The organism is Lentzea sp. NPDC060358, assembly GCF_042725365.1.
Classification (GTDB): Bacteria; Actinomycetota; Actinomycetes; order Mycobacteriales; family Pseudonocardiaceae; genus Lentzea.
In genome coordinates this window covers 1-11,985 of sequence record NZ_JBHXCW010000230.1, presented here as the reverse complement: position 1 = coordinate 11,985, position 11,985 = coordinate 1, and the positions used below count along the sequence as shown (strand labels likewise).

At 69.7% G+C, this 11,985-nt stretch carries 15 protein-coding genes; 11 read left to right on the top strand and 4 right to left on the bottom strand.

The genetic code is table 11. From position 1 onward, the window contains the following. Positions 1 to 41 precede the first annotated feature (41 nt). A complete protein-coding gene (locus tag ACFWGZ_RS33380; protein ID WP_382455573.1) occupies positions 42 to 986 on the bottom strand; it encodes a 4-hydroxy-3-methylbut-2-enyl diphosphate reductase in 945 nt (314 codons plus the stop codon). 63 nt (positions 987 to 1,049) lie between these two features. On the opposite strand from ACFWGZ_RS33380, the gene ACFWGZ_RS33375 reads away from it, so the two are divergent. The 8 genes from ACFWGZ_RS33375 to ACFWGZ_RS33340 all read left to right on the top strand — a co-directional run bounded on the left by ACFWGZ_RS33375 (position 1,050) and on the right by ACFWGZ_RS33340 (position 6,501). After that, a complete protein-coding gene (locus ACFWGZ_RS33375; protein WP_382455572.1) occupies positions 1,050 to 1,556 on the top strand; it encodes a lipid droplet-associated protein in 507 nt (168 codons plus the stop codon). Next, positions 1,553 to 2,803, top strand: coding sequence for an exodeoxyribonuclease VII large subunit (gene xseA / locus ACFWGZ_RS33370; RefSeq protein WP_382455571.1), 1,251 nt, complete (start codon positions 1,553 to 1,555; stop codon positions 2,801 to 2,803). The genes ACFWGZ_RS33375 and xseA overlap by 4 nt, the downstream gene beginning before the upstream one ends. Then, on the top strand, positions 2,793 to 3,137 hold the full coding sequence (locus ACFWGZ_RS33365) for a sugar ABC transporter substrate-binding protein (RefSeq protein ID WP_330849614.1): 345 nt from the start codon (positions 2,793 to 2,795) through the stop codon (positions 3,135 to 3,137). Before xseA ends, ACFWGZ_RS33365 begins: the two co-directional genes overlap by 11 nt. Continuing rightward, positions 3,134 to 3,349 (top strand): exodeoxyribonuclease VII small subunit, encoded by a 216-nt coding sequence (locus tag ACFWGZ_RS33360; protein ID WP_090099824.1) that lies wholly within the window; start codon positions 3,134 to 3,136, stop codon positions 3,347 to 3,349. Before ACFWGZ_RS33365 ends, ACFWGZ_RS33360 begins: the two co-directional genes overlap by 4 nt. A 67-nt stretch (positions 3,350 to 3,416) precedes the next feature. After that, on the top strand, positions 3,417 to 4,457 hold the full coding sequence (gene glpX, locus ACFWGZ_RS33355; protein ID WP_382455570.1) for a class II fructose-bisphosphatase: 1,041 nt from the start codon (positions 3,417 to 3,419) through the stop codon (positions 4,455 to 4,457). Positions 4,458 to 4,589: 132 nt separating this feature from the next. Continuing rightward, positions 4,590 to 5,360 carry a S1 family peptidase gene (locus ACFWGZ_RS33350; protein WP_382455569.1) on the top strand — a complete coding sequence of 257 codons (771 nt, stop codon included), beginning with the start codon at positions 4,590 to 4,592 and terminating at the stop codon, positions 5,358 to 5,360. A gap of 127 nt (positions 5,361 to 5,487) precedes the next feature. Then, positions 5,488 to 6,018, top strand: coding sequence for a L,D-transpeptidase (locus tag ACFWGZ_RS33345; RefSeq protein ID WP_382455568.1), 531 nt, complete (start codon positions 5,488 to 5,490; stop codon positions 6,016 to 6,018). A 72-nt stretch (positions 6,019 to 6,090) separates the two neighbouring features. Continuing rightward, positions 6,091 to 6,501, top strand: coding sequence for a L,D-transpeptidase (locus ACFWGZ_RS33340; protein ID WP_382455567.1), 411 nt, complete (start codon positions 6,091 to 6,093; stop codon positions 6,499 to 6,501). Positions 6,502 to 6,561: 60 nt separating this feature from the next. Here the strand turns inward: ACFWGZ_RS33340 and ACFWGZ_RS33335 are convergent, their stop codons facing one another. Further along, positions 6,562 to 7,500, bottom strand: a complete 939-nt coding sequence (locus ACFWGZ_RS33335) for a Glu/Leu/Phe/Val dehydrogenase dimerization domain-containing protein (RefSeq protein ID WP_382455566.1) — start codon at positions 7,498 to 7,500, stop codon at positions 6,562 to 6,564. Positions 7,501 to 7,610: 110 nt separating this feature from the next. Here ACFWGZ_RS33335 and ACFWGZ_RS33330 point away from each other — a divergent pair, with 110 nt between their 5' ends. Then, positions 7,611 to 8,072, top strand: a complete 462-nt coding sequence (locus tag ACFWGZ_RS33330) for an Lrp/AsnC family transcriptional regulator (protein WP_382455565.1) — start codon at positions 7,611 to 7,613, stop codon at positions 8,070 to 8,072. A 21-nt stretch (positions 8,073 to 8,093) separates the two neighbouring features. Here ACFWGZ_RS33330 and ACFWGZ_RS33325 read toward each other — a convergent pair whose 3' ends face one another. Then, positions 8,094 to 9,062 carry an NAD(P)/FAD-dependent oxidoreductase gene (locus ACFWGZ_RS33325; RefSeq protein ID WP_382455564.1) on the bottom strand — a complete coding sequence of 323 codons (969 nt, stop codon included), beginning with the start codon at positions 9,060 to 9,062 and terminating at the stop codon, positions 8,094 to 8,096. 61 nt (positions 9,063 to 9,123) lie between these two features. Between ACFWGZ_RS33325 and ACFWGZ_RS33320 the strand changes: the two genes are divergently transcribed. Continuing rightward, positions 9,124 to 10,518 (top strand): class II fumarate hydratase, encoded by a 1,395-nt coding sequence (locus tag ACFWGZ_RS33320; RefSeq protein ID WP_382455563.1) that lies wholly within the window; start codon positions 9,124 to 9,126, stop codon positions 10,516 to 10,518. Between the two features lie 50 nt (positions 10,519 to 10,568). Here the strand turns inward: ACFWGZ_RS33320 and ACFWGZ_RS33315 are convergent, their stop codons facing one another. Continuing rightward, entirely contained in the window at positions 10,569 to 11,240 is a 672-nt protein-coding gene (locus ACFWGZ_RS33315; RefSeq protein WP_382455562.1) for a hemolysin III family protein, read from the bottom strand. A gap of 77 nt (positions 11,241 to 11,317) precedes the next feature. Between ACFWGZ_RS33315 and uppS the strand changes: the two genes are divergently transcribed. Then, positions 11,318 to 11,985, top strand: a 668-nt coding sequence (gene uppS, locus ACFWGZ_RS33310; RefSeq protein WP_382455561.1) for a polyprenyl diphosphate synthase, incomplete at its 3' end; no start/stop codon positions are given.

The following is an 11,985-nucleotide window of genomic DNA, read 5'->3' as shown; positions in this document are numbered from 1 at the left end:
CCCGAGCCGGGTGCGGCGCCCTTCGCGCAGTCGGAGGAGACCTAGCGGACCAGGTCCTTGCGGAGCTCGCGCGGCAGCGAGAACGCGATCTTCTCGTTGGCCGTCGTGATCTCCTCGACCTCGTCGTAGCCGTTCGACTCCAGGTGCTTGAGCAGCTCCATCACGAGCAGGTCCGGCACCGACGCGCCCGACGTGACGCCGACGGTCTCGACGCCCTCGAGCCAGGCCGGGTCGACCTCCTTGGCGTAGTCGATCAGGTACGCGGCCTTGGCGCCGTGCTGCAGCGCGACCTCGACCAGCCGCACGGAGTTGGAGGAGTTCTTCGAGCCCACGACGAGCACCAGGTCGCACGACGGCGCCATCGTCTTCACCGCGGTCTGGCGGTTGGAGGTGGCGTAGCAGATGTCGTCCGAGGGCGGGTCCTGCAGCTCGGGGAAGCGGTCCTTGAGCTGCCGCACGCGCACCATGGTCTCGTCGACCGAGAGCGTCGTCTGCGACAGCCAGATGACCTTGGACGGGTCGCGGACCTCCACGCGAGCGGCGTCCTCGGCGGTGTCGACGAGCTGGACGTGGTCCGGCGCCTCACCGGCGGTGCCCTCGACCTCCTCGTGGCCCTCGTGGCCGATCAGGAGGATGTCGTAGTCCTCCTTGGCGAAGCGCACGGCTTCCTTGTGGACCTTCGTCACGAGGGGGCACGTCGCGTCGATGGTGCGCAACGAGCGCTGCTCGGCCTCCGCGTGCACGGCAGGTGACACGCCGTGCGCGGAGAACACCACGAGAGCGCCCTCGGGCACTTCGTCCGTCTCGTTGACGAAGATGGCACCGCGGTCGGACAGCGTCTCCACGACGTACTTGTTGTGGACGATCTCCTTGCGCACGTAGACAGGTGCGCCGTACTTCTCGAGGGCGAGCTCGACCGTCTCGACGGCACGATCAACGCCCGCGCAGTAACCACGCGGCTTCGCCAACAGGACTCGCTTGGGCATGCCACCAGGGTACCCAGGCCCGTTCCTAGGCATTCGACGTGCAGTTGCGGCAGGCTAGGCGGCATGAAGCCACTGCCACTGGGTGTCCGCGTCGCCGCCGGCCTCGCCGCGACCGCCCTCGAACAGGCCCGCAGGCTGCCGCAGCAGCTCGCCGGACTCCCGTTGACGGTGGTCAGCGAGGCGATGCAGCTGTCCATGCGCGTCCAGCAGCATGTGACCGAACTCGCCATCCGAGGGGACGACGTCCTCTCCGGACTGAGGCCTGCGGAGGAGGAGCCGGAGTGGGCGACCTTCGACGAGGACGAGACGCCCGTCACGACTTCTCGGGAGACTCCCGCCGCGGACCCGTGGGAGGAAGAGGAACGCGCGATCGCCGAGGTGCCGGAGTTCCTGCCGTCCTACGACGAGCTCTCGATCGCCCAGCTGCGCGCCCGGCTGCGCAACCTCGACGTCGAGCAGCTGGAGGAACTGCTGCGCTACGAGAAGGCGCACGAGGCGCGGCCCGAGTTCGTGGGCATGCTCAACCGCCGCATCCGCACGATCAGCGGCCAGGGTGATCCGACACAGTGACCGACGCGAAATCCACGCCGGAGAACCCCTGGCCGGTGCGGACGGTCGCCCGCAAGCTGCTCGACTGGATCAACCGGCTCGGCGACGTGTGGGTCGAGGGCCAGGTCACCCAGCTCAACGCGCGCAGCTCCACGGCGTTCCTGACGCTGCGCGACCCGAGCGTCGACATGTCGATGTCGATCACCTGCAACGCCTCGATGATCCGCGAGCTGCAGCTCACCGAGGGCAGCAGGGTGATCGCGCACGGCAAGATCAGCTTCTACCCGAACCGCGGCACGCTGAGCCTGCGGGCGGACGACATCCGCGCGGTCGGCGTCGGCGAGCTGCTGGCGCGCATCGAGCGGCTGCGCAAGCTGCTGCACGCCGAGGGCCTGTTCGACCCGCGCCGCAAGCGCAAGCCGCCGTTCCTGCCGGCCAAGATCGGGCTGATCACCGGCCGGGCGTCGGCGGCGGAGCGGGACGTGCTGACGAACGCGCGGAACCGGTGGCCCGGCGCGCACTTCCGCGTCGTCAACGTCGCCGTGCAGGGACCGGCGGCGGTGACCCAGGTGATGACCGCTCTGTCCACTCTGGACCGCGACCCGGAGTGCGACGTGATCATCATCGCGCGCGGCGGCGGCAGCGTGGAGGACCTGCTGCCGTTCTCCGACGAGGCGCTGTGCCGCGCGGTCTCGTCGTGCCGCACGCCGGTGCTGTCCGCGATCGGCCACGAGCCGGACACCCCGCTGCTCGACCACGTCGCCGACCTGCGTTGTTCGACGCCCACCGACGCGGGCAAACGGGTGGTTCCCGATGTCGCCGAGGAGGGTGAACGCGTCCGGCAGATGCGCGACCGCGGGCGGCGCGCGCTGCACGGCTGGGTGGACCGCGAGCGCCGGCTGCTCGACTCGCTGCGCTCCCGACCAGTGCTTTCGGACCCGCACGGGCCGCTGGAGCGCAGGTCGGAAGAGGTGAAGCGGTTTCGCGACCAGGGACGCAGGGCGGTCACGCAACGACTCGACCGGGAGGACGTCCACCTCTCCGGGACCAAAGCCCGCTTGACGACCCTCGGGCCAGCCGCCACGCTGGCCCGCGGATACGCCGTTGTGCAACTCGTCACACCCGACGGACCCGACGGGGTCCTGCGTTCTGTGACGGACGCGCCCGCAGGAACACAGCTGCGGGTACGCGTCGTTGACGGAGCAGTGCGGGCCGAGGTGACGAGCCCGGAAACCGATTCGGAAGGGGGAGGTACCGATGATGCGTGATGCCGTGTTCCTGCCCCTGACCATGGAGGCGGCCGGCTCGTGCGGGTCCGGCCTGCGCACCAAGGCGGAGGCGGCCAACCGCGCCGCGGCGGAGTGCTGGACGGCGATGGTGGGCGACTGCGACACCAGGGGCCGCCGCACGCTGATCCTGACGCTGCACGACCTGAGCGAGGCCACCGCCGGCACGGTGCAGTACCGGCGCGTCGCGGAGGCCGAGGCGCTCATCGACGAGGCGGTGCGAGAGGGTGACGGCGAGGAGTTCGCGGAGGCGCTGGTCGGCTACGACCTGGCCGTCGCGACCGTGCTGAGCCGTCTGAGGAGCCAATCCGCGTGAGTTCGGAGACGTTGGGGTACGAAGCCGCCCGCGACGAGCTGGTCGAGGTCGTCCGCAAGCTCGAGGCCGGCGGTCTGTCGCTTGAGGACTCACTCGCGCTGTGGGAACGGGGCGAGGCCCTCGCGAAGACGTGTGAGCAGCATCTCGCCGGTGCGCGCGAGAGAATCGATGCAGCTCTCGCCGTCGTCGAGGAGGACGTTTCGGACGCCTGATCCCGTGCGAGTATTCAGTTGCCGATCACAAAATCCGGCACGCTGAGCAGTCGCATGGAGGCGCGCAATGGTGAACACCCCCGCGGAACGACGTCGCGAAGCCCCTGACCGGAACCTGGCCCTGGAGCTCGTGCGCGTCACCGAGGCGGCGGCGATGGCCGCGGGCCGGTGGGTGGGGCGCGGCGACAAGAACGGCGGTGACGGCGCCGCGGTCGACGCGATGCGCAAGCTGATCCACACCGTCTCGATGCGCGGTGTCGTCGTGATCGGCGAGGGCGAGAAGGACGAGGCGCCCATGCTGTTCAACGGCGAGGAGGTCGGCAACGGCGAGGGGCCGGAGTGCGACGTCGCGGTCGACCCGATCGACGGCACGACGCTGATGGCCAAGGGCATGCCGAACGCGCTGGCGGTGCTGGCCGTCGCCGAGCGCGGGGCGATGTTCGACCCGTCCGCCGTGTTCTACATGGAGAAGCTCGCCGTGGGCCCGGAGGCGGCCGACGTCATCGACATCTCCGCGCCGCTCGCGGAGAACATCCGCCGCGTCGCGAAGGCCAAGCACAGCGACGTCTCCGACGTGAACGTGTGCATCCTGGACCGCCCGCGGCACGAGCAGATCGTGCGGGAGGTCCGCCAAGCCGGCGCCCGCATCCACTTCATCTCCGACGGCGACGTCGCCGGTGCGATCGCGGCGGCCCGCCCCACCTCGGGCGTGGACATGCTCGTGGGCATCGGCGGCACGCCGGAGGGCATCATCGCGGCGGCGGCGCTCAAGTGCGTCGGTGGTGCGATCCAGGGCCGGTTGTGGCCCAAGGACGACGAGGAGCGCGAGAAGGCGATCGGCGCGGGACACGACCTGTCGCGCGTGCTCACCACGAACGACCTCGTGAGCGGTGACAACGTCTTCTTCTGCGCCACTGGCGTGACCGACGGCGACCTTTTGCGCGGCGTGCACTACCGCGCCGGCGGCTGCACGACCCAGTCGATCGTCATGCGGTCCAAGTCCGGCACCGTGCGCATGATCGACGGCTTCCACAGCCTCCACAAGCTGCGCGAATACTCCTCCGTCGACTTCGACATCCCCGAGGACGCGCAGCAGCCGCTGCCGTAGCGGGCCTGTGAATCTGTGAACCGTTAACGGACGGTCACCCTCCGAGTGACCCTAGTGACTCGTCGCTTTCGTCCTTAGTTTCCGTCCTGACCCCGGCAACCCTGCGCCGGGTTCGGGAAAGGACACTCAACGATGAGGGCACGTTCGTTGTTCTCCGCTATCGCCGTGGCCGCGGGCGCCCTGCTCGCCAGCGCCGCCATGGCCACCGCGGCTCCGGCTCCCACCGCCGACGGCGAGGTCTCGCCGATGATCGTCGGCGGCGGCAACGCCACCCAGGTCTACCCGTTCATGGTGTCCCTGCAGAGCACCTCGGGCAGCCACTTCTGCGGCGCCTCGCTGATCAAGGCCAACTGGGTCGTCACGGCGAAGCACTGCGTCCAGGGCTCCTCGGCCGCCTCCATCCGCACCCGGATCGGCACCACGAACCGCACCAGCGGCGGCACCACCACCGGCGCCTCGCGGATCGTCCTGCACCCGTCCGCCGACCTGGCGCTGGTGCAGCTCAACACCTCGGTCAGCCAGGCCCCGATCAGCATCTCGTCGGCGTCCGGCGCGGTCGGCACCGCGACCCGCATCATCGGCTGGGGCCAGACCTGCCCGGTCCGCGGCGCGTGCGGTGCCCCGGTGACCCTGCAGGAGCTCAACACGTCGATCGTGTCGGACAGCCGGTGCTCCGGCATCTCCGGCGCGTCGGAGATCTGCACCAACAACACCGACGGCAACAAGGGTGCCTGCTTCGGCGACTCCGGTGGCCCGCAGGTGAAGTCGGTGTCCGGTCGCTGGGAGCTCATCGGCGCGACCAGCCGCTCCGGCGGTGGCGCGAACTGCGCCCAGGCGCCGTCGATCTACGTGGACGTCTCCTACTACCGCTCGTGGGTCAGCTCGAACGTGGGCGGCCTGTAACCCGGTAACCGCATTCCGCAGGGCCCGTCTCCCCACCGTTGTGGGAGGCGGGCCCTCCGTTGTGCAACCCAGGCGGACCTCCCGCCGTCTACTTCGACAAGAGACGGGTCGGGCAAGGGGGTTCGCGATGCGGATGCTGCTCGTGGCGGTCGCGTTGTTGTCGGTGGCGGGGTGCACGCAGGGGGCGGTGCAGGCCGAGACTCCCGCCGCACCAACGTCTTCAGCCGTGTCGCCGGCGGTGCCGTCGTCGTCAGCCGCGCCTCCGCCTTCCTCGACACCTCCCCCGCCTCCCCCGCCGGTCGTGAAGCCGACGCCGTGCAGCATCAGCGACGGCGCGTGCATCCAGCTCTCCACGAACCAGACCTGGGTCCTGCGCGGTGACAAGATCGCCTACGGCCCCGTGCCGATCACGCACGGCCGGCGCGGCTTCGAGACGCCGCTGGGCAACTTCCCGGTGCTGCGCAAGGTGAAGGACGAGTGGAGCCGCCCGTACAACGGGCCCATGCCGTGGTCGACGTACTTCACCGAGAGCGGCATCGCGTTCCACGAGGGATCGCTGACCGAGCCGTCGCACGGCTGTATCCACCTCGACCGCGCGTCGGCGCAGTACTACTTCACGAACCTGGCGATCGGCGAGTCGGTTCAGGTCGTCGCCTGATCGGCTGTTTTCATGGATTCGTGATTGAGATCACCTCAGAGTGGCTACTCCACTACCGAGGGGTGATGAGAGATGCGAGTTCTGATCGCGACGGTGCTCCTGATCCTCGGTTTCGCTGTACCCGCACAAGCTCAGGCGGGATGCACCGTCTACAACGGAGCGTGCCTCGTGAAGAGCACGAACCAGGCGTGGCTGGTGTTCAACGGCACCACCAGTTATGGGCCGGTGACCATCAGCCACGGCAAGCCGGGGTACGAGACCCCGGTGGGCACGTTCTCGGTGTTGCGCAAGGTGAAGAACGACTGGAGTGTCCCCTACAACGGCCCGATGCCGAACGCGGTGTACTTCACCACGACCGGTATCGCGTTCCACCAGGGCGACACCGCCGTCCAGTCGCACGGGTGCATCCGGATGTCCTGGGATGCGTCGCAGGTGTTCTACGACAACCTCATGGTCGGCGAGAAGGTCCAGGTTCTGCCCTGACCGGTTCCGCCCGGCACAGCTGCCCACCGGTGGAGGCGCCGGTGGGCAGCAGCACGTCCGTCAGCGTCCGGCGAGCAGCCTGCGCACGGTCGTCCCGATGACGTCGACCCGCTTCAGCGCGGTCTCGTGGTCGTCGCCGTCGTCCTCCCGCGCCAGCGTGTAGATCACGCCTCCGGCGCTCGCCACGTGGTCGGGCACCCACACGATTCCCCGCTGCGCCAGCAGGTCCGCGACGCTGTCGTCGGTGAGCTGGTTGTTCGCCGGACCCACGACGAGCTTCACGGTCAAGTCCCGCACGGTCTCTGGGCTCAGCACACCGCCCACGGCCGCCGGCACGAGCACGTCGGCCTCGACCCGGTAGGCCTCGTCGGGGTGCACCCAGCCGAACCGGCCGCTCCGCCTGCTCTCGTCCACATCGGACACCGTGATGTCGGCGCCCGCCAGGCCTTCCGCGATCAGCTCGCCCACGGAGCCGAACCCGCTGATGACCACCTTCCTGCCGGTGAGGTCGCTCGTGCCGAAGGTGTGTTCCGCGGCGGCCTCGAGCGCGGCCAGCACGCCCCGTGCCGTGGGCCCGCTCGACGAGCCCGTGCCACCCTGGTCCTCGGGAAGGCAGTAGGCCCACGGCGTGAGTTCCCGCAGCACCACCATGTCCTGAGGGCCGGTGCCGACGTCCGGTCCGGCCCGGTAGCTGCCGGCGAACTCGTTGATCAGGTCGGCGTGGTCGAGCAGCACGTCCCGCCGCAGCTCCGGCGTGAGCGGCCGGTCCACCACGATCACGCTCTTGGCTCCGCCGTGCGGGATCCCCGCCGCGTCACACTTGAGCGTCATGGCCTTGGACAGCCGCAGCACGTCCGCGACGGCGTCGGTGATCTGCTCGTAGGCCTTCATCCGGCACCCGCCGACCGCCGAGCCCGCCCGCGTCGAGTGGAGGGCGACCATCGTCGTCATCCCCGACCGCGCGCCCGTGCGGACCACGAGACGTTCGTGTTCCCACATCTGCGTCCTCCCCGAACTTCGGTCATGCTTTGACCTCGAAGTTAGGGTGAACACCGGACTGGACGGCGGGTCGTCGAACTTTGTTCGGCAGCGGGTTTCGGGGGTGAGCGGTGGACGAACTTGATTCGGCGATCGTGCGGGAACTGCAGCGCGATGCCCGGCAGTCGAACCGCGACATCGCCCGCAAGGTCGGCGTGGCGCCGTCGACGTGCCTGGAGCGCACCCGCCTGCTGCGCGAACGCGGGGTGATCCGCGGCTACCACGCCGACATCGCGCCGACCGCGCTCAACCGGGGCGTGCAGGCGCTGGTGTCCGTGCAGGTGCGGCCGCTCAACCGGGTCGTCATCGACAACTTCAAGACGTTCGCGGCGGGCCTCGCCGAGGTGCAGGCGGTGTTCGTGATGGCGGGCAGCGACGACTTCCTGATCCACGTGGGCGCCCAGGACAACGAGCACATGCACGCGTTCCTGTTCGACAAGCTGAGCCCGCGCAAGGAGATCGTCGGCTTCCGCACGTCGATCATCTTCCAGCACCTGGCGAAGCACGACCCGGCGCCGCTGCCGGGCGCGTGAGAGCCACGCGCCCGGCACCGCTCAGCTGCCGTCGCTCGAGTGCCCCGGGAAGAGGTGCGCGGACGGGTTGAGCAGCACCGCGATGTTGTTGACCGCGGTCGCCGCCTCGCCGAACCCGGTGGCGATGAGCTTGACCTTGCCGGGGTACTGCGCGACGTCGCCCGCCGCGTAGATCCGGTCGAGCTTGGTCTTCATGGTGGTGTCGACGACGACCGCGCGGTGGTCGAGCTCCAGCCCCCACGACTCGATCGGCCCGAGATCGGCCGTGAAGCCGAGCGCCGCGACGACCGTCTGCGCAGGCAGCGTCTTGACGTCCTCGCCCTTGACCTTGATGTCCACTTCGGACAGAGGGTCGCCGCGCAGCGCCAGCACCTCGGCGTCGGTGATGATCTCGATCCCGAGCTCCCGCACCTGCCGCACGGTGGCGGCGTGCGCGCGGAAGTTGGCCCTGCGGTGGACGATCGTGACGCTGGCGGCGATCGGGTGCAGCGCGAGCGCCCAGTCGAACGCGGAGTCGCCCCCACCGACGATCACCACGTGCTGCCCGGCGTGCTCGGCCAGCACGGGCACGAAGTGCACCATGCCGCGCCCCAGCCACCCGTTGCCCGCCGGCAGCGGCCGCGGGTTGAACTCGCCCATGCCGGCCGTGATGAGCACGGCCTTGGTGTTGATGGACGTGCCGTCCGCGAGCCCGATCCGCAGACCGTCCTCACCGGACTCGCACGTGCGCGCCTGCCGGCCGAGCAGGTAGTCCGGCTTGAACTGCGCCGCCTGCTCCACCAGTCCGGCGACGAGGTCGCGCCCGCGGACCGCGGGGAAACCGGCCACGTCGAAGATCATCTTCTCCGGGTACATCGCGGTGACCTGGCCGCCGGGTTCCGGCAGGGCGTCGACCACCGCGACGTTCATTTCCCGGAAGCCTGCGTAGTAGGCGGCGAACAACCCCGTGGGACCAGCGCCCACGATGAGGAGGTCGACGTCACGCTCCATGAGAGGGCCCTTCTGCCAGTGGTGGGTGGCAGTGCTGTGATCGACGATAGAGACTCGTGGTATGTCTGAACAGGAGTTCCGCGTCGAGCACGACACGATGGGTGAGGTTCGCGTTCCGGTCGACGCATTGTGGCGCGCCCAGACCCAACGCGCGGTCGAGAACTTCCCGATTTCCGGTCGAGGCCTCGACCGGGCCCAGATCAGGGCCCTGGGCCTGCTGAAGGGCGCCGCGGCCCGCGCGAACGCCCGCCTGGGCGTCCTCCCGGAAGACGTGGCCGGAGCCATCGCCACCGCGGCCGACGAGGTGGCCGCCGGTTCGTGGGACGAGCACTTCCCGGTGGACGTGTTCCAGACGGGCTCGGGCACGTCGTCGAACATGAACGCCAACGAGGTCATCGCCACCCTCGCCACCCGAGCCCTGGGCCGCGACGTGCACCCGAACGACCACGTCAACGCCTCGCAGTCGTCCAACGACACCTTCCCGACCACCCTGCGCGTGGCCGCGACCGAAGCCGTGGTCACCGACGTGGTCCCGGCCTTCGAACACCTGCTGGAGGTGCTGGAAACCCGCGCCACCGAGTGGTCGTCGCTGGTGAAGTCGGGCCGCACGCACCTGATGGACGCCGTGCCCGTGACGCTGGGCCAGGAGGCGGGCGCCTGGGCGTCGCAGGTGCGCTATTCGGTGGAGCGGCTGCGGTCTTCGGTTCCGCGCCTGGCCGAACTCCCGATCGGCGGCACGGCAGTCGGCTCGGGCCTGAACGCCCCCGCCGAGTTCGGCGCCCTGGTCGCCGCCGAACTGGCCACCGCAACGGGCCTGCCGCTGGTCGAGGCCCGCGACCACTTCGAGGCGCAGGCCACCCAGGACGGCGTCGTGGAGATCTCCGGCCAGCTCCGCGCCGGCGCCGTGGCCCTGTTCAAGATCGCCAACGACCTCCGCTGGCTCGGCTCGGGCCCCCGCACGGGCCTGGGCGAACTGGCCCTGCCGGACCTCCAGCCGGGTTCGTCGATCATGCCGGGCAAGGTCAACCCGGTGATCTCGGAGGCCACGATGATGGTGGTGGCCCAGGTGATCGGCAACGACGCGACCGTCGCGTTCGCCGGCTCGCAGGGCAACTTCCAGCTGAACGTGATGCTGCCGGTGATCGCGCGCAACGTCCTGGAGTCGTCCCGCCTGCTCGCCGCCGTAGCCCGCCTGCTGGCGGACAAGGTGCTGCTCGGCGCCGAACCGCAGGTCGCGCGGATGCAGGAGCTCGCCGAGTCGTCGCCGTCGATCGTGACGCCGCTGAACCGGTGCCTCGGGTACGAGGAGGCGGCTTCGATCGCGAAGCAGTCGCTGAAGGAGCGGAAGACGATCCGCGAGGTCGTCCTGGAGCGCGGGCACGTGCCGTCGAAGCTGTCCGAGGAGCAGCTGGACTCGGCTCTGGACGTGCTGCACATGGCGCGCGGGGGGCGTTGAGGGCGTTCTCGGTCCGGTGCCGGTTCGTCCGGCACCGGGTCACGGGTCCGTCAGGAGTACATCGCGAGCCAGATGGCGATGTAGTGGCAGATCGCCGCCACCACCGTCGCCGCGTGGAAGAACTCGTGGTACCCGAACACCTGCGGCCAAGGGTTCGGCCACCGGGTCGCGTAGAACACCGCCCCAACGGTGTAAAGCGCCCCGCCCACCAGCAGCAGCACCAGTGCGGCAACCCCGGCGTGGTGCAGCAGCTCGGGCAGCACGAAGACGGCCACCCACCCGAGGGCGATGTAGATCGGCACCCCGAGCCACCGCGGCGCGTGCGGCCAGGCGAGCTTCAGCGTCACGCCGAGCAGCGCGCCGATCCACACCACCCACAGCACGGTCGAGCCCGTCGAGGGGTTCATCGCCAGCAGCGCGAACGGGGTGTAGGTGCCGGCGATGAACACGAAGATCATCGAGTGGTCCAGGCGTTTCATCCACGTGCGCACGCGGTCCGACTGCCACGTCACGCGGTGGTACAGCGCCGAGACGCCGAAGAGGCCCAGCACCGTCGCGCCGTAGACGGACGTGGCCAGGGCCGCTCTGGCGGACACCGTGGACGCGGCGAGGGCGATGAGGGTCGCGCCGGTCGCCACCGAGGCTATGAACGACCAGAGGTGCAGCCACCCACGAAGGCGCGGCCGCAGTCCGGGCTGTGGAGGAATGGTCGCTGTGGTCACAGGGTCCTAGGTTACGCGACCGTAGGTTTCGGGCCGATGCCCAGTGATGAAGCCCGCACGGCGTACGCTCTTCTGGCGTGGCACTCCGGACCCGTGTGAAAGATGTCGCTATCCACCTCTACGAGTGGATTCTCCGGCGCGAGTTGAGCGGGACACAGGTGCCCAAGCACGTGGGCGTGGTCCTCGACGGCAACCGCAGGTGGGCTCGAGAGGCTGGCTTCACCGACGTCGCGCACGGGCACCGGGCCGGCGCTCGCAAGATCCTCGAGCTGCTCGAGTGGTGCGGTGACGCCAAAGTGGAGGTCGTCACGCTCTGGATGCTCAGCACCGACAACCTCAACCGCGACACCGCCGAGCTCGCGCCGCTGCTCGACATCATCGCCGACATCACCGACGAGCTCGCGGAGGACGGCAACCCGTTCCGCGTCCGGCACGTCGGCGCGATCGACATGCTGCCGAAGGAGCACGCCGAGCGGCTCACCACCGCGGCGAACAAGACCAGGAACCGCACCGGGATCCAGGTCAACGTGGCCGTCGCCTACGGCGGGCGGCAGGAGATCGCCGACGCCGTCCGCAAGCTCCTGCAGGCGCACGCCGAGCGCGGCGGCACCATCGAGGAGCTGGCCGAGGTGCTCGACGTCGACCACATCGCGGAGCACCTCTACACCTCCGGGCAGCCCGACCCCGACCTGATCATCCGCACGTCCGGTGAGCAGCGACTCTCCGGCTTCATGCTGTGGCAGTC

Bases quoted from the DNA above. Each gene is read 5' to 3' on its own strand.
- ACFWGZ_RS33320 (WP_382455563.1), top strand. From the start codon at position 9,124: ATGTCTGAACAGGAGTTCCGCGTCGAGCACGACACGATGGGTGAGGTT.
- ACFWGZ_RS33365 (WP_330849614.1), top strand. From the start codon at position 2,793: ATGATGCGTGATGCCGTGTTCCTGCCCCTGACCATGGAGGCGGCCGGC.
- ACFWGZ_RS33380 (WP_382455573.1), bottom strand. From the start codon at position 986: ATGCCCAAGCGAGTCCTGTTGGCGAAGCCGCGTGGTTACTGCGCGGGC.
- ACFWGZ_RS33340 (WP_382455567.1), top strand. From the start codon at position 6,091: ATGCGAGTTCTGATCGCGACGGTGCTCCTGATCCTCGGTTTCGCTGTA.
- glpX (WP_382455570.1), top strand. From the start codon at position 3,417: ATGGTGAACACCCCCGCGGAACGACGTCGCGAAGCCCCTGACCGGAAC.
- ACFWGZ_RS33375 (WP_382455572.1), top strand. From the start codon at position 1,050: ATGAAGCCACTGCCACTGGGTGTCCGCGTCGCCGCCGGCCTCGCCGCG.
- ACFWGZ_RS33335 (WP_382455566.1), bottom strand. From the start codon at position 7,500: ATGTGGGAACACGAACGTCTCGTGGTCCGCACGGGCGCGCGGTCGGGG.
- ACFWGZ_RS33345 (WP_382455568.1), top strand. From the start codon at position 5,488: ATGCGGATGCTGCTCGTGGCGGTCGCGTTGTTGTCGGTGGCGGGGTGC.
- ACFWGZ_RS33325 (WP_382455564.1), bottom strand. From the start codon at position 9,062: ATGGAGCGTGACGTCGACCTCCTCATCGTGGGCGCTGGTCCCACGGGG.
- ACFWGZ_RS33350 (WP_382455569.1), top strand. From the start codon at position 4,590: ATGAGGGCACGTTCGTTGTTCTCCGCTATCGCCGTGGCCGCGGGCGCC.